This is a genomic window from Bacillus sp. K7 (assembly GCF_053903245.1).
The window spans coordinates 3,453,911-3,473,880 of the sequence record NZ_CP096406.1; the positions used below are offsets into that span (position 1 = coordinate 3,453,911).

General features: G+C 44.1%; 22 protein-coding genes and 1 pseudogene. 5 read left to right on the forward strand and 18 right to left on the reverse strand.

Annotated features, from left to right (window positions below):
* Positions 1–3: 3 nt before the first annotated feature.
* Entirely contained in the window at positions 4–594 is a 591-nt protein-coding gene (gene pseH / locus M1D98_RS17645; protein WP_010328889.1) for a UDP-4-amino-4,6-dideoxy-N-acetyl-beta-L-altrosamine N-acetyltransferase, read from the forward strand.
* A gap of 46 nt (positions 595–640) precedes the next feature.
* Positions 641–1,690: a pseudaminic acid synthase gene (pseI, locus tag M1D98_RS17650; RefSeq protein ID WP_010328890.1), complete on the forward strand. Its 1,050-nt coding sequence runs from the start codon at positions 641–643 to the stop codon at positions 1,688–1,690.
* 131 nt (positions 1,691–1,821) lie between these two features.
* On the opposite strand, the gene M1D98_RS17655 is transcribed toward pseI, so the two are convergent.
* Positions 1,822–2,256 carry a DUF5392 family protein gene (locus M1D98_RS17655; RefSeq protein WP_268526197.1) on the reverse strand — a complete coding sequence of 145 codons (435 nt, stop codon included), beginning with the start codon at positions 2,254–2,256 and terminating at the stop codon, positions 1,822–1,824.
* A 243-nt stretch (positions 2,257–2,499) separates the two neighbouring features.
* On the opposite strand from M1D98_RS17655, the gene cls reads away from it, so the two are divergent.
* Entirely contained in the window at positions 2,500–3,948 is a 1,449-nt protein-coding gene (gene cls / locus M1D98_RS17660; RefSeq protein WP_010328892.1) for a cardiolipin synthase, read from the forward strand.
* 19 nt (positions 3,949–3,967) lie between these two features.
* Here cls and M1D98_RS17665 read toward each other — a convergent pair whose 3' ends face one another.
* Complete coding sequence (locus tag M1D98_RS17665) at positions 3,968–4,741, reverse strand: MerR family transcriptional regulator (RefSeq protein WP_268559185.1); 774 nt, start codon at positions 4,739–4,741, stop codon at positions 3,968–3,970.
* Positions 4,742–4,886: 145 nt separating this feature from the next.
* Here M1D98_RS17665 and M1D98_RS17670 point away from each other — a divergent pair, with 145 nt between their 5' ends.
* Positions 4,887–5,276 (forward strand): DUF5362 family protein, encoded by a 390-nt coding sequence (locus M1D98_RS17670; protein ID WP_121643471.1) that lies wholly within the window; start codon positions 4,887–4,889, stop codon positions 5,274–5,276.
* 250 nt (positions 5,277–5,526) lie between these two features.
* On the opposite strand, the gene M1D98_RS17675 is transcribed toward M1D98_RS17670, so the two are convergent.
* The 14 genes and pseudogenes from M1D98_RS17675 to M1D98_RS17740 all read right to left on the reverse strand — a co-directional run bounded on the left by M1D98_RS17675 (position 5,527) and on the right by M1D98_RS17740 (position 15,888).
* Positions 5,527–6,168: an NAD(P)-dependent oxidoreductase gene (locus tag M1D98_RS17675; RefSeq protein WP_456279795.1), complete on the reverse strand. Its 642-nt coding sequence runs from the start codon at positions 6,166–6,168 to the stop codon at positions 5,527–5,529.
* Between the two features lie 66 nt (positions 6,169–6,234).
* Positions 6,235–6,636: an Rrf2 family transcriptional regulator gene (locus M1D98_RS17680; protein WP_010328896.1), complete on the reverse strand. Its 402-nt coding sequence runs from the start codon at positions 6,634–6,636 to the stop codon at positions 6,235–6,237.
* Positions 6,637–6,768: 132 nt separating this feature from the next.
* The gene (gene ureC / locus M1D98_RS17685; protein ID WP_456279796.1) at positions 6,769–8,478 is read right to left on the reverse strand and encodes an urease subunit alpha; all 1,710 of its coding nucleotides are present in this window, start codon (positions 8,476–8,478) and stop codon (positions 6,769–6,771) included.
* Positions 8,475–8,849: an urease subunit beta gene (ureB, locus tag M1D98_RS17690; protein ID WP_121643473.1), complete on the reverse strand. Its 375-nt coding sequence runs from the start codon at positions 8,847–8,849 to the stop codon at positions 8,475–8,477. Before ureB ends, ureC begins: the two co-directional genes overlap by 4 nt.
* On the reverse strand, positions 8,846–9,163 hold the full coding sequence (ureA, locus tag M1D98_RS17695) for an urease subunit gamma (protein ID WP_087992675.1): 318 nt from the start codon (positions 9,161–9,163) through the stop codon (positions 8,846–8,848). The genes ureB and ureA overlap by 4 nt, the downstream gene beginning before the upstream one ends.
* A 99-nt stretch (positions 9,164–9,262) precedes the next feature.
* On the reverse strand, positions 9,263–9,823 hold the full coding sequence (locus tag M1D98_RS17700) for an ATP-binding cassette domain-containing protein (RefSeq protein ID WP_456280229.1): 561 nt from the start codon (positions 9,821–9,823) through the stop codon (positions 9,263–9,265).
* 65 nt (positions 9,824–9,888) lie between these two features.
* Positions 9,889–10,253: pseudogene (locus M1D98_RS17705) on the reverse strand (transporter substrate-binding protein); the annotation flags it as partial.
* A 410-nt stretch (positions 10,254–10,663) separates the two neighbouring features.
* On the reverse strand, positions 10,664–10,852 hold the full coding sequence (locus tag M1D98_RS17710) for a CsbD family protein (protein ID WP_039075219.1): 189 nt from the start codon (positions 10,850–10,852) through the stop codon (positions 10,664–10,666).
* Between the two features lie 71 nt (positions 10,853–10,923).
* Complete coding sequence (locus M1D98_RS17715; protein WP_010328903.1) at positions 10,924–11,403, reverse strand: hypothetical protein; 480 nt, start codon at positions 11,401–11,403, stop codon at positions 10,924–10,926.
* Positions 11,404–11,565: 162 nt separating this feature from the next.
* The gene (locus M1D98_RS17720) at positions 11,566–12,699 is read right to left on the reverse strand and encodes a response regulator aspartate phosphatase (RefSeq protein ID WP_456279797.1); all 1,134 of its coding nucleotides are present in this window, start codon (positions 12,697–12,699) and stop codon (positions 11,566–11,568) included.
* Between the two features lie 186 nt (positions 12,700–12,885).
* The gene (gene moaA / locus M1D98_RS17725) at positions 12,886–13,911 is read right to left on the reverse strand and encodes a GTP 3',8-cyclase MoaA (RefSeq protein ID WP_010328905.1); all 1,026 of its coding nucleotides are present in this window, start codon (positions 13,909–13,911) and stop codon (positions 12,886–12,888) included.
* Positions 13,912–13,926: 15 nt separating this feature from the next.
* On the reverse strand, positions 13,927–14,715 hold the full coding sequence (gene fdhD, locus M1D98_RS17730; protein ID WP_435576312.1) for a formate dehydrogenase accessory sulfurtransferase FdhD: 789 nt from the start codon (positions 14,713–14,715) through the stop codon (positions 13,927–13,929).
* A gap of 244 nt (positions 14,716–14,959) precedes the next feature.
* The gene (locus tag M1D98_RS17735) at positions 14,960–15,121 is read right to left on the reverse strand and encodes a hypothetical protein (protein ID WP_010328907.1); all 162 of its coding nucleotides are present in this window, start codon (positions 15,119–15,121) and stop codon (positions 14,960–14,962) included.
* A 92-nt stretch (positions 15,122–15,213) separates the two neighbouring features.
* Complete coding sequence (locus tag M1D98_RS17740; protein WP_121643476.1) at positions 15,214–15,888, reverse strand: vWA domain-containing protein; 675 nt, start codon at positions 15,886–15,888, stop codon at positions 15,214–15,216.
* 416 nt (positions 15,889–16,304) lie between these two features.
* Here M1D98_RS17740 and M1D98_RS17745 point away from each other — a divergent pair, with 416 nt between their 5' ends.
* The gene (locus tag M1D98_RS17745; RefSeq protein WP_010329164.1) at positions 16,305–17,657 is read left to right on the forward strand and encodes an IS1182 family transposase; all 1,353 of its coding nucleotides are present in this window, start codon (positions 16,305–16,307) and stop codon (positions 17,655–17,657) included.
* A gap of 132 nt (positions 17,658–17,789) precedes the next feature.
* Here the strand turns inward: M1D98_RS17745 and M1D98_RS17750 are convergent, their stop codons facing one another.
* Positions 17,790–18,473, reverse strand: coding sequence for a vWA domain-containing protein (locus tag M1D98_RS17750; RefSeq protein WP_010328910.1), 684 nt, complete (start codon positions 18,471–18,473; stop codon positions 17,790–17,792).
* A gap of 393 nt (positions 18,474–18,866) precedes the next feature.
* On the reverse strand, positions 18,867–19,898 hold the full coding sequence (gene spoIID, locus M1D98_RS17755) for a stage II sporulation protein D (RefSeq protein ID WP_010328911.1): 1,032 nt from the start codon (positions 19,896–19,898) through the stop codon (positions 18,867–18,869).
* Between the last annotated feature and the right edge of the window lie 72 nt (positions 19,899–19,970).

Below are 19,970 nucleotides of genomic sequence, written 5' to 3' on the forward strand. Positions count from 1 at the left end.
TCTGTGTTCACATACTCCCTTAGGACATTAAAAGAAAAAGACTTAGACACAGTTCTCCGTTGGCGGAACGATGAAAGAATCAGGCAATCGATGTATAACGACCAAATCATAACTGAAAAACAGCATCATCAATGGTTCAAGAATGTGAATTCCTCAAAAACAGAACATTATTTTATCTTTACCATTGATCAAACAGACACCGGCTTTGTCAGTTTTAAAGATGTGGATCATCATAATCACCACTGCTACTGGGGGTTTTATATCGGAGAGGCCCAGAGTCCAAAAGGCTCCGGTTCTGTCATGGGGTTTTTAGCATTAGAATGGGCGTTTCAACAGTTAGAGGTTGAGAAAGTTTACGGAGAAGTCCTGTCGAATAACGAAAAAAGCTTGTCATACCACCAATCACTCGGTTTTCGCAAAGAAGGCCATTTCCGAAACCACATCGTAAGGAAGAACAAATATCTTGATGTCATCAGATACGGCCTTTTAAAGGAAGAATGGATAGCGGAAAAACCGAAAGTGCTGAAGAAATTAGCTGAAAGAGGAATAGATCACAAAGACCTTGATACAAATTTTAATGTACTGAAGAGCTGAGCCCAATCTTTAGGAGGTTTGACTATAAATAAAAGGAGGTGCAAAAATGAACGAAATCATGTTGGAAGGAAGAAAAATCGGGCCGAATCATCCCCCGTTTATTATTGCTGAAATGTCCGGGAACCATAATCAATCATTAGAACGTGCTTTTCACATTATAGAGGAAGCTTCTAAAGCAGGTGCACACGCACTGAAAATACAAACATATACCGCTGACACGATGACATTAAATATGAATACGAAAGATTTTAAAATCGAGGATGAAAATAGCCTCTGGTCCGGCAGAACGCTCTATACATTATATGAGCAAGCGTACACCCCCTGGGAATGGCATAAACCAATCTTCGATAAATGCCGGGAACTTGGAATGATCCCTTTGAGTACGCCATTCGATGAATCGTCTGTCGACTTTCTGGAGGACTTGGGGGTTCCTATTTATAAAATAGCTTCATTTGAAAATACCGATATCCCTCTTATCAAAAAGGTCGCTGCTACTGGTAAACCTATGATCATTTCTACCGGAATGGCTACAGTAGCGGAAATTGATGAATCCTTGAGGGCCGCCAAAGAAGCCGGCTGTAAAGAACTCATACTGCTGAAATGCACGAGCACCTACCCGGCATCACCGGAAAATACCAATATCTCCACGATTCCTCATATGAAACAATTATTCAACTGCCAAGTTGGCTTATCAGATCACACAATGGGAACAGGAGTTGCTGTGGCTAGTGTCGCCTTGGGCGCAACTGTGATTGAGAAACATTTTACTTTATCAAGAGCCGATGGCGGCGTAGATTCTGCCTTTTCGCTGGAACCCCTCGAATTGAAGGAGCTTGTCGTTGAAACGAAAAGAGCGTGGCAAGCATTAGGACGGATCACGTACGGACCCACTTCCGAGGAAAAAGCTTCGCTTAAATTCCGCCGTTCTATTTATGTAAAAAAAGATATAAAAGCCGGAGACATGTTCACCAAAGACAATATTCAAGTTGTGCGACCCGGTTATGGCTTGGAGCCAAAATACTATGAGGTCGTGATTGGCAGAACAGCCAAGAAACATATTGCAGCAGGGACACCGCTGAGATGGGATTCTCTATAGTTTAAATACCGCCTCTTAATAAACCATGCTCCCCCGCTCCGCTTTACAGAAATAGAGAATATATCGCCATTAAAAAACTGCACCCTGATGTCCGGCAAATCGGGGTGCAGTTCTGGTTTGCAGCTTTTAATTTAATACATTTTTTTACGTCTGTCTTCTTCTGTCAGAAATTCCACAAAACTGCGCATCGCAAACGGTTCTTCCTTAATCTGTCGGGTATAGGAGTTTTTTCGCTCTTCTGAAAGGATGTCGCTCTTTTTGATCCTGTTCAGCATGTAGATGTGTACCGTTTTTTGGACTTGTTTGCGCTGGTAGCCTGCTTCTTTGAAAAATGCCAATCCAAGCGCCGCCAGAAGGGCGAATATTCCTATGCTGATCAAGGACTCCCTGTCAGCTGAAGCGTGAAATAAATAAGCGGCCAAATGAAAGAGAGAGAATGCAGCAAGCGGAATCGCAAGAAAACGGTAAATGACGGTTTTCTTCATGAAAGGCTGTACAGCCTTTTGAATTTTTTGCATTTCTGTTTTAATGAACCCCGGCATTTGTTCGACTCTGTAAAAGTTCATGTAATCCTCCCCCTTTATTTGATGTTGCAAGGCTTTACGAACGTTATCATATGTGCTTATTTTACCGCAGGTGCAAACTGGTTTTAAAGAAATCTGCCCGGTTTTTTCACGAAGAATCTGGATCGCCGCTCTTTATTCTTTTAAAATGTGAGTGTTATAATTTGTAATGGGAATCAGATCGCTGTTAATCATGGAATACTAATGGCAATCTTCTTGATAAATATGAATGAGCGGGGTTACAAAGTGAGTATTTCTTCCATCCTTTTATCACTTTTTTTCATTTTGAATATTCTTTTGGCCATCATTGTCATTTTCAAAGAACGGCGCGATGCCAGCGCATCTTGGGCGTGGCTGCTTGTTCTTTTCTTTATTCCCGTTTTAGGCTTTATTTTATACTTATTATTCGGCCATAACCTCAGACGCAAACAATTGTTTCAATGGGAGGACCGGAAAAAGATCGGTATCGAAAAGCTGCTGAAGCATCAGCTAGAAGATTTAGAAACCAGGCAATTTCAGTTCAACAACCGGGCAACCTTTGATAACAAAGATTTAATTTATATGCTTATTATGAATAATCACGCTGTGTTCACCGAGGATAATTCAGTTGACGTGATCACAGACGGACGGGATAAGTTTCAGCGGCTGCTGCATGACATTTCAAAGGCTAAGGATCATATCCACTTACAATATTATATTTATAAAGGTGATGAATTAGGCAAAAAATTACGGGATGCTCTCATCCAAAAAGCGAAAGAAGGCGTTCAAGTCCGGGTGCTTTATGATGAGCTCGGATCCAGAACACTGAGAAAAAAGTTTTTTAAAGAGCTACGTGAGGCCGGCGGGCATGTGGAGGTCTTTTTCCCTTCAAAGCTCAGGCCGATTAACTTGCGGCTGAATTATCGGAACCACCGAAAGCTTGTCATCATAGACGGGATGACCGGTTATGTCGGAGGATTTAATGTCGGAGATGAGTACCTCGGTCTTAATCCGAAATTCGGTTATTGGCGGGATACGCATATCCGGCTGCAGGGGACGGCCGTACATGCCATCCAGACACGTTTCATCCTAGACTGGAACCAAGCTTCCCACCGCCATACCCTGACATATATTCCGAATCACTTTCCTGATTACGGCCCAAAAGGCAATGTCGGGATGCAGATTGTCACGAGCGGTCCGGATTCCGAATGGGAACAAATTAAAAATGGCTACATTAAAATGATTTCGAATGCCAAGCGTTCCATTTTGATTCAGACGCCTTATTTTATTCCTGACGCAAGCCTGCTGGATGCCTTAAGGATCGCATGCCTGTCTGGTGTTGACGTCAATATTATGATCCCGAACAAACCTGATCATGCCTTTGTATACTGGGCGACACTTTCGAACATCGGCGATCTGCTGAAAGCCGGAGCCACTGTCTATATTTACGATAATGGCTTTATTCACGCCAAAACCATCGTGGTGGATGACGAAATCGCATCAGTTGGCACAGCGAACATCGATGTCCGAAGCTTCAGGCTGAATTTTGAAGTGAATGCGTTTATTTACGATATCACCATTGCGAAAAAACTGGTTTCTACATTTAAAGAGGATTTGCTCGTATCCAGAAAATACACCTATGAGGAATACCTGCAGCGCCCCTTATGGATTCGAATAAAGGAGTCCATCTCGCGGCTGTTGTCACCGATTTTATAAGATGCGCCACCCCCGGCTTTTATGGCCGGGGGTTTTCCTGATAGTCACAGTAGATCATCATCGCTTCCCGCAAAAAAGCGGCAAGGCCTTCTCCATATTGATTGATTGAATCGGTAAATCGTTCGTCAGTGATATACAGGTCCCCAAGCCCTCTGAAAATGTCGAGTGTGCAGTCATAATGATAGTGACAAATATGGTCGCGAAACGCCCCCACAGCAACCTGAACCTCTGCATCACCGGGTCCGTGCTCCATTCGCGCCGCGATCCGTCTGTAAATTGAATCAAATTCTGCCATGATCATCCGCCAATCGTCCGCCGAATATGCAGATGTCCTTTTCTCTGTTTCTTCTGCCATTTCCCTTCCATACAGCTTTCTGACTTCACCGGCATATGTCTGCTGGTGCTCTTCAATGTCTTTCATGCTTAATCCGGCGAATAAATCCCGCTTACTCATTTGTTCTCCCTCCTTCATGGACTGAAGCGTTCTGTCAATCGTTTGAATCATCTCTTCCATTCTTTGTTTTTTCTTTATTAAAATATCCTTTTGCGACTGAAGCGCCTCTTTCCGGTCAAAATTCGGATGATCCAGCAGCTCTTTAATATCATCTAAACGAAACCCAATTTCCTTGAAAAATAAAATCTGCTGCAGTCTTTCCAAATCTGCATCACTGTACAAACGATACCCCGCGTCAGTAATCGCTGAAGGATTCAAAAGCTGAATATCGTCATAGTGATGAAGGGTCCGAATGCTGACGCCCGCTATGTCCGCCACTTGTTTGACTTGGTATTTCATAAATGCCGCCTCCTCTTTTTCATCGTAAACAATCACGCAACGTCAGGGTCAACCCCAAAAATGTTATTTTCGATATATAAAACTTCTCACAAATAGTGTATAAATGAAAAGTGAGTATTTTTTTGTAAAGGGGGAGCCAGTGTATATGAATCCTGAAACAATGAACAAAACCCTCGTCAGCATTTCAAAATGGGGGAAAGCAACAGGCATCTTATTTATTATTATGGGCGCTCTTACCGCGCTTTCAGGCGCGTTTTTCTTTCTAATTGGTGCTGTGCCGGGCGTCTTGCAAATCATCGCCGGAATCTTTTTGATGCGATCAGCGAAAGAAGCAGGCCAAATGGCTGAGCACAACAGCGAACAGTCTAAAGACTTCATGCTGGAGAATTACGCGAAGTTTGTGAAGATGCAAGGGATTTATTTAATCGTGAGCATTGCTGTATCGGTTCTTGCGATTATCGCCTTTTTCATCTTTTTAATGCTTGGAATTGCTGACGGCATTTTCAGCGATTATGATACGTACAACACTTATTAATGAGAAAAACCCGGAGGAAACTCCGGGTTTCAGATTGTTGACAAAATCCTAAAACGGTTTATCGTTTTAGGATTTTGTCATCTTTTCAGCGTGCTGGAACCCCCTTAAAGTCTAAGCATCAAATCAGACTTTTACAGGATGTGATAATGGCGCCATTTAGGCAGGACGCCTGAGGCGATTAACCGCCGTTCCTGTCATAAGACACGGATTTGCCGTCACGTCGGAACCGAAGGAGGCTCCGATTTTTTTATTATTCCGCTTCGCTTACCACTGTGAAGCGCTCATTTAAGTGTGCAGGTTGTTCAAGCTCATCCAATACGGCAATGGCGTAATCTGCATAACTGATATAGCTGTCGCCTTTTTCGTTTACGATGACATTGTCTTTTCCTTTTTGGTAAGTACCCGTCCGTTTTCCTGCTGGATCAAAAAATGCCGCTGGACTGAGGAACGTCCAGGAAATGGAGTCTGTCCGCAGCAAATCTTTCAGGTTCTCCCCTTGATTTGATGCAGTCGGCACATATTCTTTCGGGAATTCCGATGTATCCATTAAACGGGTTGTTTTGGCTTCATCAACAAACAGGCTTCCTGCTCCGCCGACGACAAGCAATCTTGTGTTTTTCGCATCTTTTAAGATGCTGATTAGCGCTCTGCCTGCCTCCACATGAAGATGCTCCTCACCAGGCGCTGCTCCAAAAGCGTTGACGACCGCATCGAAAGGCTTGATATCTTCTGCAGTCAGTTCAAACACATCTTTCTCCAAAATCGCTATGCCCTGTTCCTGCACTTTTGAAGCGTTTCGGACGATGGCAGTCACTTCATGGCCTCTTGTTTTCGCTTCTTTCAAAATCTCGTTCCCTGCTTTTCCGCTTGCACCGATAATTCCAATTTTCATGTTTCATGTCCTCCTTGTTGTAACAATTTTAGTTACATGTTGGCGGTGAGAAGTCATCCCTTTTGATTAAAAGAGATGATTCATAACGTCTTTTAATGACTTGCTTGCCAGTTCATTTTCCATCGCTTTTTGCACACTTTCAAATGTTTCATCCAGTGCGTTCTGAATTTTTCTCCCTACCGGACAGTTCGGATTCGGGTTTTCATGAACCGCAAAGAGTTCATCTTGCTTTTGGACAGCTCGATATACTTCTAAAAGAGAAATATCAGCCGGATCTTTTTTGAGGCTTGCACCCGGAACCCCGGCGCGGGATGTGAGAATATCCGCTTTTTTCAGCATGCTGATCATTCTTCGCACGACAACCGGATTGGTGTTGACGCTGCCAGCGATGGTTTCTGAAGACTCTTTTTCATCCATCGAAATGAGGGATAAAATATGAATGGCAACAGCAAGACGGCTGTTAATCATGTTTTTCACCACCGTTGTAACTATAATAGTTACACTTGATTCGTTTGTCAACATTTAATATACACTAAAGAGGGGATCTTGTGCACCGTTTTGAGTCAATAGTACGGCCGGATTCACTCCGGCCGCATCTTGTCAGAATAAGAAATATCGTTGTCCGAGCGGAACGTAATCGACAGGCTGGCAAGACAATTCCTCTCCGTCCGCGAAGACCTGATAGGTTTTTGGGTCAACTTCGATCTTCGGCAAAGCTGAGTTCAATTTCATATCCAGCTTGCTGAGCTTTCTGATATGTTTGACTGGTGAAATTCTTTTTTCCAGCCCTAAGCTTTCCGCCACCCCCCGCTCAATGCTTGCCTGAGACATAAATGTAATTGAGGTTGAGCGATTGGCTTTTCCGTACGATGCATACATTTGGCGCATAAATACCGGTTCAGGCGTCGGAATGGACGCGTTCGGATCTCCCATTTGCGCACGGGCAATCATGCCGCCCTTTAAGACTAGTTCCGGTTTTACACCGAAGAATACCGGGTCCCACAGAACCAGATCTGCGAGCTTCCCTTTTTCCACCGAGCCGACTTCATGGCTGAGGCCATGTGTAATCGCCGGATTAATTGTGTATTTGGCAATATAGCGTTTTGCCCGCACATTGTCGTTTCCGTTTTCACCGGCAAGAGCGCCGCGCTGCTTCTTCATTTTGTCGGCTACTTGCCACGTTCGGATGATCACTTCACCGACCCGTCCCATCGCTTGGGAATCCGATGATGTCATGCTGATCGCGCCGATATCATGGAGAATGTCCTCTGCCGCAATGGTCGCAGCCCTGATTCTGGAATGGCTGAACGCCACATCTTCAGGCACTTTCACATCTAAATGGTGGCAGACCATCATCATATCAAGATGCTCATCCATCGTATTAACGGTGTAAGGAATGGTTGGCGTTGTGGATGACGGCAGAATGTTTGCGTAAGAGGCGAGCTTCATTATATCCGGGGCGTGGCCGCCGCCTGCTCCCTCAATGTGATAAGTATGAATGACCCGGTCCCCGATTGCATCGAGCGTGTTTTCCAAGAAGCCTGCTTCATTAATTGTATCAGTATGGATGGCGACTTGAATATCAGCCTCATCCACGACTTCCATACACGTTTTGATGGCCCTTGGCGTCGTGCCCCAGTCCTCGTGAAGCTTAAGACCTATGGCGCCTGCTTCCACCTGCTCGATCAGTGGCGCTTTATCGGACGCGTTCCCTTTTCCTAAGAAGCCGACATTGATTGGAAACTCCTCGGCTGCTTCCAGCATTCTTGCCATATACCACGCGCCGGATGTGCATGTTGTCGCTTTGCTTCCTGTGGCGGGTCCTGTTCCGCCTCCCAAAAGGGTTGTCACACCTGAAGAAAGCGCAACTTCCATCTGCTGAGGGCAAATAAAATGAATGTGCGTATCCACTCCTCCGGCTGTTAAGACTTTGCCTTCACCGGAAATTACCTCTGTACCCGCGCCAATGACCATATGCGGATCGACTCCGTCCATGATATCAGGGTTTCCGCTTTTTCCGACGCCGACAATCCGTCCGTCCTTAACACCGACATCCGCTTTAACAATGCCTGAGTAATCCAAGAGCACGACGTTGGTAATGACCAAATCCAAAGCGCCATCTTTCCCTGTGATTCTGCCGTTTTGACCCATGCCGTCACGGATCGTTTTTCCGCCGCCAAAGACCATTTCTTCACCGTATACTGTGAAATCCTGTTCAACCTCGATCCATAAATCCGTATCGCCCAATCTGATTTTATCGCCCGTTGTCGGGCCAAACAGCTCCGCATATTGCTCCCGTGACATCTTCATCGGATTACACCCTCCATCCAGCCGGATTGCTTTAAGTTGGCTAACGTCTTTTCTTTGCCGCGTCCATCGATATATGTATCGGCCATTCCGTTCAGTCCCCGTACTGTTTTTCGTCCGCTGAATTCAACAAGCGTGACGGTTTTCTCCTCACCTGGCTCAAAACGGACTGATGTGCCTGACGGAATGTCGATACGCATGCCGATGGTTTGTTCACGATCAAACGATAATGCACGATTGGCTTCCGCAAAATGAAAATGCGAGCCGACTTGAATGGAGCGTGATCCGGTGTTTTTCACCGTTACCTCCCGTGTCTGACGGCCTTCATTAATCGTAATCGTTCCCTCAGCAATTTGAAATGCTCCCGGCTTCATGACGTCACCTCCGCAGAAATCGGCTGATGTACGGTGACAAGCTTTACTCCGTCAGGGAATGTGGCTTCCACCTGAATGCTGTCGAGCATCTCAGGCACACCCTCCATCACGTCTTTTTCCGTTAACACATGGCGGCCGGTTTCCATCAGCTCCGCCACTCTCTTTCCGTCACGTGCGCCTTCCATGATAAAGCAGGTGATATAAGCGGCGGCCTCGGGATAATTCAGCAGAACGCCGCGCTCCTTTCGCTGTTTGGCTAGTTCTCCCGCTGCAAAAATGAGCAATTTCTCTTGTTCAACCGGTGTCAGTTTCATCTGTAGTCCTCCTTCTTTTTTCATATAAAGCAGATGTGGTTACTGCGAATTTAGGGAACATGCAGGCGGGACATCACCTCCCTTACTTCAGCATAAAAATCATACAGTAAGATGCCTTTCAAAGCGGCGTGCCGTTTCTTCATCGGCCTTCCCATCATCAATAACCGTTCCCCTGTCGATCACATAAAGGTGGTCAGCACATGTTAACGCATTTTCCAGACTGTGCTCGACTAACATAACCGAAATGTCATTTTTTCTGGAAATTTCTATGATAACTTGTCTGATTAGTTCGACAATTGAAGGTTGAACTCCTTCCATTGGTTCATCAAGTAAAATAATTTTTGGATTTCCCATCAGCGCTCTGGTAATTGCAAGCTGCTGCTGCTGCCCTCCGCTTAAATCGCCGCCTTTGCGGTCAAGCATTTCCTTTAAAACAGGAAACCACTGAAAAATCTCTTCCTTTACCTGCCCCGTCCGCTTCTTCTTCGGAAGCGGCTCCTCCCCGAGCAGCAGGTTTTCACGAACGGTTAAGGAGGCAAAGATATCTCTTCCCTGCGGAACGTACGCAATCCCCATTCTGGCCCGTTTTTCCGCCTTTTCGTTTTGAATAAACGTTTGTTTAAAACAAATATCCCCCTGTTTAGCTGGAAGCAGGCCTATGACCCCTTTTAATAAATTGTGTCATAATGAACCTCCTCCGCCGCAAACGGCTTTGATTTATTTAGTTAACCCTTTTGCCCAACATACGGATCAGGTTTTACCAGATCACCGGAGTTCCAATACTTCTTTAAACTGTCCATCCCCCATGATTTCCCCGATTCTGACCGTTTTGTAAAGATGCTGTGTATCTCCATCGATTTTCACTGTGCCGCCCGGGGCAATAAATGAATCCCGTCAGCCGCTTTCTTCACTTTATTGACATCAAAGGACTTGGCTTTTCAACAGCCGCCCAGAGATAAACCGTATTATAACCCGCTTCAATCGGGTCGTTCGTCACCCTGTTACCGCCATTCATCTTTTTATAGTTCTTCACGAACGTTTGATTTTCGCTCGTATTGGTTGTCTGGAAGTAATTCCATACCGCATCATGAACGGACACTTCGCTGATCGCCATTGTCCCGCTTAACGAGTGAAGAATCCCAACCTTCACTGCATCCCCGCTTGTGTCGATATCAACCGTTTTTTTCGCATCTCCGCTGGCTTCCGACACTTTCTTCGGCGCAGCGCATCCCGTTATCAGAATCATAAGCAGAAACAACAGAAAAACAGATTGTATGCCAACCCTTTAGTTTTTCATTCAGAGCCTCCCTTTGTCTAAATTTCACCATTAAATGTAATAAAAGTTAACAACTCATGTCATTATTATATAGAAGAGGGATATTAATTCAAAGAATATTTAAAAAATTTGGATACTTTAACCAAATCAATGGACTTTTTTGTTACATTTGGTTACATCAAAAAAAGACAAGAAACATATCGTTTCCTGCCTTTTCCGTATGATTAATCTTTATTTGAGAATCGATCCTTCGCTTCCCCGATATCCTTTTGGATCTCGCCTTTCGCTTTATCTTTTTTGCCTTCAGCCTGCATGTCCGCTTTATCGGTCATATCTCCGGCTTTGTCCTTCACTTCTCCTTTGGCTTTATTAAAGCCGCCTTTCATTTTATCTTTTACACTATCGTTACCCATGTTGATTCTCTCCCTTCAAGATCTGTGTACTTGTTATCTTCCCGATCTGAGAGACGGTAAACAATTGAATGTTATTTATCGATTTCATAGCGCTCTCCGTAGCGAAGCACCTTGTAAATCGCCAGCCCGTCTGATGACTTTTTTTCTGAATATCGAACCGGCAGCAGGGCGAAAAACACATAATACGTAGAAAAATAGACGAACTGATAGAAAAATACATTCGGTTTTAATACACTGTGTATAATCAGCAAATTGACAGCGAAAATCGTTATCAGATTAAACAGGCTGCCCCCGGCATACACAAGTGCATGCGAGAACCGATTGTCGGTTTTCAGCTCACCAAACCTGCAAAAAGAATCGATGAAATAGATCGCTCTGATCCGTATCGGCCCAATCTTGAACAGCGTTTTGCCCATCCCAATATCCAATGATCCTTTTCCCCCAAAAATAAAAGCCATAAAGCTGTGCCCTGAAACATGTATGATCTGTACAAGCGGCAGAACAATGAGGAAAGACCATAGAAACTTCACCATATCATTGAAACCAAACATTCAATTCCCCCTCATGCTTGTCATTGACCCTAACACTGAATGAATCCAGCCAATTGTTTAAAAGCATATGTAGCGATTTTTCCTGTTTTGTCCGGAAATAAACGTTCCAATGCTCCCCTTTTTTTGTATAAAAAAAACCATCTGCCAGCAGATGGTTTCGTCTTACACTTGATATAAACAGTCGTTCCTTTGGATCATGTCTCTTACGCCAACCGCTTTTTCATAATAATACACCGCTTCTTTGTAATGTTCGCGATGACTGAAATAGGCGGCAGCCTCTAAGGCGAATTCTTCAATATATACGTACAGTGCTTTTTCTTCCATATAGTCAAATACTTCTTGAATCATATCGACATTGACAGATTCCACATATAAGGCCTGCAGAAATTTATATTTTGCCAGACTGAAGAAATCGTTTCGTTTTTGAGCGATGAAAACCCCTTTTTCATAGTATCGCATCGCAGCTTGGACATCTTCTTTTTTGAAAAGAACGCGAGTCAGGCTGAAGAGCGCTTTCGGGAGCTGTTCCAGCTGATGCTCCTCAAAGACAGGCAGCGCTTTTTCAAAGTAAGCCGCAGCTTGATCCAGCTCGCCTTTATCGTCATAGCAATTCCCTATATTGTAGAGGGCAGATCCAATCAAACGGGGCTGGCCTTCCAATAAAGCAAGGCGATACGCGTCATCCAAATGCTCAAGCGCTTTTTCATAATTTCTGTAGTCAATATAGTTGCCCGATATGACGAAATGGCATTGAATTCTTCTGACTCTGTAAAAATCATAATCCTTATATGTCTCAAGCGCCTGTATGGAATGGTTCATGGAAAAGTGCGTCTGCTTCATAATATAAAAGACTTCCGCCACTTTAAAATGAAATTCCGCTCTTTCAATTTCATCTTCTACAAACGTAAGCATCTTCTCAGCTTTCCGGTAAAAGGATATAGCCGAGATGTAATTGTTCTGTTCAAACTCGTACATTCCTCTAAACAAGTGAAAATAATACTCAGATAATCCGGAGATGCTGTCTTGATTGCTTTCCAGCGTTTTGATCAATTCACGATATTGAAGCTGAGATTCCTCGTGCAGGTCGGGCTTTACATAATCCAGCATCATTTGGTGCCTGTAGCTGATCAGCTGATAATACAAGAGAAGCAGCTGATCCTCTTCCATCTGTTCTATGTCTTGATCAATTTCTTCCTTCAGCTTTACGGCATCAGCCACTTGAAATGCTAAAATGCGTTTATACCACTTATTGATTTTCACTCCTACTTGAGATGACGGGATCTCGTACGCGGCCATGCCCCTCCAACCCTTTCTATTATCTAATTGGTTATATTTTATCATAATGTATGGCACTGGAATTAAAAATTCTTACAATGATTCCTTCTTTATGCCTATCCTTATATAATACGGTGTTTGCAAATACTTTTTGCCCTTATATAAAAAAAGCTTATCGGACAGTGCCGATAAGCTCTTTACATGAATTTAGCCGCCAATATAAGACATTTCCACTTTCTTTTTATCTGATGCTTTTGATAGCGTACGGTCGACCGAATATTGATCAATCCGATTTTTCCATACCGTGCCGATCATCTCTGCCAGTTCGTCATCGCTTAACTCCTGCCGCACCGGCGCTCTGAGGTCAAACCCGCTTGCAGCGAATAAGCAGGTAAACAGCTCCCCTCTTGCAGAAAGACGGGCCCTGTTGCATGATCCGCAAAACGCATCAGATACAGACGATATGACGCCGATTTCCCCCGATCCATCCAAGTAGCGGAACCTGGAAGCCACTTCACCTTTATAATTAGGGGCTATCGATTCAACCGGCATGTGTCCATTGATCAAATCAATGATTTCCGCCTTTGTCATAACGTCCTTCTTTTCCCATTGGTTGGTGTTGCCCACGTCCATAAATTCGATGAACCTCAGGATGTGCCCTTTTTCCTTAAAATAACGGGCCATAGGCAGGATATCTTTTTCATTAACGCCCTTTTGGACAACCATGTTGATTTTCACACCGAGACCCGCTTCCTTCGCCGCTTCAATGCCTTCCAGCACCTTGCTGACAGAAACCCCGCGCCCGTTTATCTTTTTGAAACGCTCGTCCTCTAAAGAATCAAGGCTGATCGTGACCCTTTTCAGCCCGGCTTCCTTGAGCCTCTCCGCATAAACAGGCAGCAAAGATCCGTTTGTCGTCATCGCAATATCACGGACACCCGGAATGCGGGCCAGTTTTCTAATTAATTCAGGCATATCCTTTCTCATGAGAGGCTCTCCGCCGGTTAGGCGGATTTTTTCAACGCCGAACCTTGTGACAAACAGCGCCGCAAGCCGTTCCAGTTCCTCAAATGAAAGCAGCTCCTCTTTCTTTAAAAAAGGATAATCCGGACCGAATAATTCGGCGGGCATACAGTACGTGCATCGGAAGTTGCAGCGGTCTGTAACAGATATGCGAAGGTCTCTCAGCGGCCTGTTTCTTTTATCCAACATCTGGCGCGATTCTGTAATCATAGCTACAGCCCCTTCCTATCCCCCGACTCTCTCGGGGTGTGTATATACATTAAACGATCCGTTTCTGACAAAACCGATCGCTGTGATATTTAATTCTTCTGCCATTTGAATCGCAAGCTCCGTCGGTGCCGATTTGGAAATCACAATCGACACGCCGATTTTTGCCGCTTTTAACAGGACTTCTGATGAGATTCTGCCGCTGAACACAATCAGTTTGTCGCGGACAGATATCCCGTTCAGCAGGCAGTGCCCGTATAATTTATCTAGCGCGTTGTGCCGGCCGATATCCGTGCGCATCAACAGCAGTTTTTCTGTGTCGCAAAGCGCCGCATTGTGGACGCCTCCCGTATCCTGAAACGTTCCGCTCCCATTTTGCAAATCTTTCATCAGCGCCAGACATGCTTCAGGCGATATCTTCATTTGGCTGACAGCCGTTTTGGCGGTTTTGACATCTTGCTGAAAGTAAAAATGGCGGCCCTTCCCGCAGCATGAGCCGATCACCCGTTTTGTATAATCCTTTTGATCCAACGTCTCAGGATGAATGAGATCGACATAAACAAAACCGAGACTTTCATCTATTGTAAACCTTTTAATCTCTTTTTGAAATCGTATAACACCCTCTGATGCGAGAAATCCAATGACAAGCTCTTTCATATGCTCCGGCGTACAAACGAGTGTCACAAATTCATTCCCGTTTAGTATCACTGTCAATGGATGCTCCGTCACCATCCGGTCTTCTATTTTACTGATTTCCCCTTGTTCATAACGCCATACATCCCTGACCGCAGTTACTTTATCGTTCAATTTCTTTCCCCTCCGCAATGTTCCTGCCATTATATTTTTTCACACTCCCCGGAATTTGTCGAATTCTGAGACACAAAAAGAGCCCTCTGTATAAAGGGCTTTTACAGGATGTGATGATGGCGGTGTGTAGGCAGGACGCCTAAGCATTTAGCCGCCGTTCGTTTCATAACACCTGAGCACCGAGGTGCCTTGACAATAAATGCGGGGTTTGCCGACACGCTGAGAGCCTTCTGTATAAAGGGCTCTACGTGTGATGATGCTGGTTTTTTTTCAGGATCACAAACAGCACAATCGCTGCGATCAAGGTGAGAATGCTGACAAAAAAGAAGGCTGCCAGTTTTAGAAAAACACCGAGCAAAACAAACGCCACGGCGGCTATAAGAAAAATCATGCCTAATAATCTCATATATTCAACCCCTTTTAAGGGTATCTTTCCCGCACAGATCGTTTTTAAACCAATAGAAAAAGGCGCCTGGGGGAGCGCCTTCATACAAACAATTACTCAGTAAATTTTTGTGCTTCTTTTTCCCAGGTCTGTTCGAATTCATCTGCGCTGGCCGCTGAGATATATTCTCCTCCGCCAGCAACAGCCGCCTGTTTCATCTCTTCGTTCCCTTTTACATCAAAGTTAAACCCAATAATGTTTACAATCGTATCCACATTTGCTTCGCGAAGCTTTTCAATTTCCGCCGCTGGATCTCCGCCGCACGTTTCTTCACCATCAGTGATGACATACACCACATTTTTTCCGTTTGCGTCAAATGCTTCAAGTTCTTTTCTTGTATCTGAAAGTGCTTTGGCAATCGGTGTCCAGCCTGTTGGCTTGATCTCGCTCAATGAATTGTCAAACAGTGATCCTTCATATGGATGAAGGCCGTAAATGGTTTCTGTCGTGCCGCATGAAAGAGCTTTACCTGACAGTTTATTGTTTCCAGCATGCCCGAAAACGCGAAGCATCAAATTTGTATCCTTCGGAAGCAGCTCGGCAAACGACTTTACGGATTTTTTGGCAATATCTATTTTGCGCTCTCCTCCTGTTTTTTGAACCATGCTTCCGCTTCCATCAAACAAAACAGCCACATTTGTATCAGCCTGTTTCTCAGCGGCAAAGGACGGGGATGCAAAAGAGACAGTCAGCAATCCAATGATACTGGCAGCCAGCAATTTTTTCATACTACAACTTCCTTTCTTTCTCATATTTTCCAACTTTATGTTGGATTCTTCTTTATGCTAGAATATCAAAATGCAAAAAGATATAGGGCAAGCTGCCTTTTGTGCCGCTTTCACTTTCTGTACAAAATCGCTTGATATGCCGATGATTTTTAGCTATTTTCGCCCATAAAGCAGATACAGACTGTGACATCATTCATTCTTTTTTCTCCTTGAATACGACAGAGAAACGGAAATCTAATACTATGATACAAGCAGACAGCTAATCACTATTGAACATTTTGTTACATACAAAAAAGAGGCTGACATCAGTCAGCCTCAGGCTGTCGAGAAAATCTCGACAGCCTTTATTTTTCCTTAAAATCTCCATTCACGTGTAATAAAATAAAAGAAAGACTAAAAAGGATGGTGTCTTTCTTATGTTCCACACAAGAAATTCTTCTCAAAACGCAGCCGAATTTGTTCTGCTTGACCAACTCGTCGAAGAGGATCATTTGCTTCGAAAAATCGATAAACACATAGACTTCTCTTTTATCATTGAAAAGGTTAAGCCTTACTACAGCGAAAACAAAGGCCGCCCCTCACTCGATCCGCTGATTTTATTCAAAATGATGTTTATCGGCTACCTCTACGGTATCCGTTCAGAAAGACAGCTTGAAAAAGAAATTTACTACAATATGGCGTACAGATGGTTTTTGGGCCTGAATATCAATGACCCAGTTCCGCACCACTCCACCATCAGCTGGAACAGACGCACACGCTTTAAAGATACAACGATTTTCCAAGACATTTTTGATGAGATCGTTCTTCAGGCCATCAATCATGATATGGTGGGCGGACGTGTCCTTTTCACTGATTCAACTCATCTGAAAGCCAATGCCAACAAGCACAAATACACAAGAAAAACGATTGAACAGGATACACAAAACTATATCAAAGATTTAAATGAAGCCATTCAAGAAGATCGGGAGGAGCACGGAAAAAAGCCATTACCAGCCAAAGAGGAGGTGAAAGCTGAAAAAGAGATCCGCCACAGTACAACTGACCCTGAAAGTGGATATATGTATCGTGAAAACAAACCGGAGGGTTTCTTTTACTTAGATCACCGAACAACGGATATGAAACATAACATTATCACCGACGCCTATGTTACGCCTGGAAATGTCCATGATTCTGTGCCCTATCTTGACCGATTAGATCACCAAATTGCACGATTTGATTTTGAAGTAGAAGCCGTCGCTCTTGATTCTGGTTATTTGACGACTCCGATCTGTAAAGGATTAGCTGACCGCCATATTTTTGGCGTTATTGCGCATAGACGATATCACCCTACTAGAGGCTTGTTTCCAAAATGGAAGTTTCATTATGACAGTGAACAAGACAGATACATTTGCCCGAACCAGCAAACACTTACATACTCAACAACTGACCGAAAAGGCTACCGGTCATATAAATCAAATCCTGAAACCTGTTTCGCGTGCCCATTGCTTGAACAATGCACAAGATCAAAGAACCGCCAAAAGGTCATCACCCGGCATGTATGGGAGGACCACAAAGAAAAGATCAGACAAAATCGCTTATCTGTTTCAGGAAAAAACCTCTATAAAAAAAGAAAAGAAAAAATAGAGCGAAGCTTTGCAGATTCAAAACAGCTGCATGGGCTTCGCTATTGCAGGTTGAGGGGAAAACGGAATGTGAGTGAACAAGTTCTCCTCACAGCCGCATGCCAGAACATGAAGAAGATTGCCACATACCTAGCCAAGCAGGGCTAGGTATGTGGGAGCTCTTTTTCAGTTTTTGAAATCCGCTGAACAACTAAAGAAACAGTAGAAAACAAAAAAGCTTGTAGAAAAAACGTCGTTTTCTCTACAAGCTGAGGCTGACATCAGTCAGCCTCTTTTTCCTTATTTAGATAACATCAATGACTGCTGAGTGAAGATTTTCTCAACATCTTTTTGAGTATACGCAGGGAAGTATTCACCGCCGCCTACTTTCGCAATCGCGTTCAGCTGGCCTTTGTATCCCTCTTTATAATCAAAACCGATCACATTCACAGTGATATTGTCTTTATGCAGTTCTTTTGCTGTTTTAATCGGATTTCCACCGCACGTTTCCTCACCGTCTGTCAGCAGATACACTACTTTTTCCCCTTTTGTATCAAGCTGATCAAACGAAGATTTCGCCTCGTTCAGCGCTTTGGCAATTGGCGTCCAGCCAGTCGGCCCGATTGCATTGAGAGAATTGAGGAAGCTTTGCTCATTAAAACTTTGGAAGCCGTAAACATTGCGGATAGATTCACATGATTGAACTTTTCCTGAATTTTTATTGTTTCCTTCTGAACCAAACACGCTCATTTTCACTTGAGTTCCTTCCGGCAGTGAGCTTGCAAACTTAGAAATTTCTTTTTTAGCTGAATTAAATTTAGATACACCGTCTATTCTTTTCGCCATACTTCCGCTGGCATCAAGCAAGACTGCCACGTTTGCCGGAGCTTCAGCCTTCGGTTCTTCCTTTTCAGCCGCAAAAGCAGGTGACGTTAATCCAAATAACAAGCCTGTCATCATGATCAGTGAAAATCTTTTCTTCATGTTCGTACCCCTTTACAAGTTGGTTTCTGCGTGCAGATGTTCAACGCTGAACATAACTAATCGTAATCGACAAAAACAGAGAAATAAATAGGGCGGGCTTCCTCAATCGTGTTATTTACTTTTGCATAGAAACCTTTGTTTTTATTAGTGATTTCAACCTAATGATAAGATAAAAAAACAACATTGCCGGCCTTTTGGCTTTCGTTATATGAGTCTGTCGAAGTCTGTCGATACATGTGGATTACTTTACCACATCTCGAAGTCCGCTATTAGGATAAAAGAACTGATTTCCTTTTCATTCTAAAGACTGCCAGGAGCTCCTCTAAACCGTTTCAACAGCTCTTGGATAAAAGACACTCAGGAACAGAAAAAGACGCTCATTGAGCGTCCTTTCTACTTCTTGGCCATATATTTATTCAAAAACGAATCTGCTTCAGAAATTTGTGTGCCTTTGTAATAGTACTTCACAATGTCATTAACCGTTTTGCCTTCTTTCGCCATAAAATTGGCGCCATATTGGCTCATCCCGACACCGTGTCCAAATCCTCTCGTCGTGACAGTAATCGTGTCTCCGCTTCGCTTCCATTCAAAATCGGCTGAATTGAGGCCAAGCTTCTCTCGTATGTCTCTTCCTTTCAGCGTCTTGCCGTTAATAACGGCAGTTGCGACTTGGCGGCCCGGTGTTTCTCCGGTAATCTGTCCGACTGTGCCAGACCCATCCAGCTTGACGCCAAGCTTTTGCTCAAACTCTGAGGCTGTGAAGGTTTTCGTCGCCTTATATTTTGGAGACTTTTTATCCCATGAGCTTTTGACGCTTTTTAAATAAGGGATGGCACTTGTCCAATAGGCTTCTGCATTTTCTGTGTAGCCGTTGCTTGTAGAGAAAAAAGAGGCTTCAATCGGCTGGTTGTTGTACGTTAAGATTTTGCCTTGCGTGCTGGCAACCGCATCTGTGATTTTTTTCAAATCCCGCTCGTAGCTTGCCCCCCACTGTTTTTTCAGCTCCGCTTTGCTTTTATACACCTGGAACATCTGTGTATCATCGACCAGCGAGCCTTTAGGAGCCTCAACCGCTGAATTTGACACCATCAGTCTGACAATAAACGTTCTGGCGGCGAGAGCCTGAGCTTTCAGCGCCTCAGTTTCAAAGGTTGCGGGCATTTCGGAGGCGACGACTCCAATTACATACTCTTCAAGCGGAATGTTTTCTACGGATTGATTTGCGGTTCGATAGACGGGAATAGAAACAGGCGATGCTTTCAACGTTTCCGCTCCTTTTGATGCCGGTTTCGTGCTGACTGCTGTCTTTCCTGATTCTGCACTGGCTTCCGCTTCTTTGTTATGCTGAAACGGTATGACCAAGAGTGTGGGGATCAAGAGAATCAATGCACATAGTACGGATAGTGTAATTACGAATTGTTTCATATTCAGCTGCCTCCTGCTCGGGATTCGACTCTAGTCTAGTCTATGGGCAGGGACAAGCTAATATGACTCTCG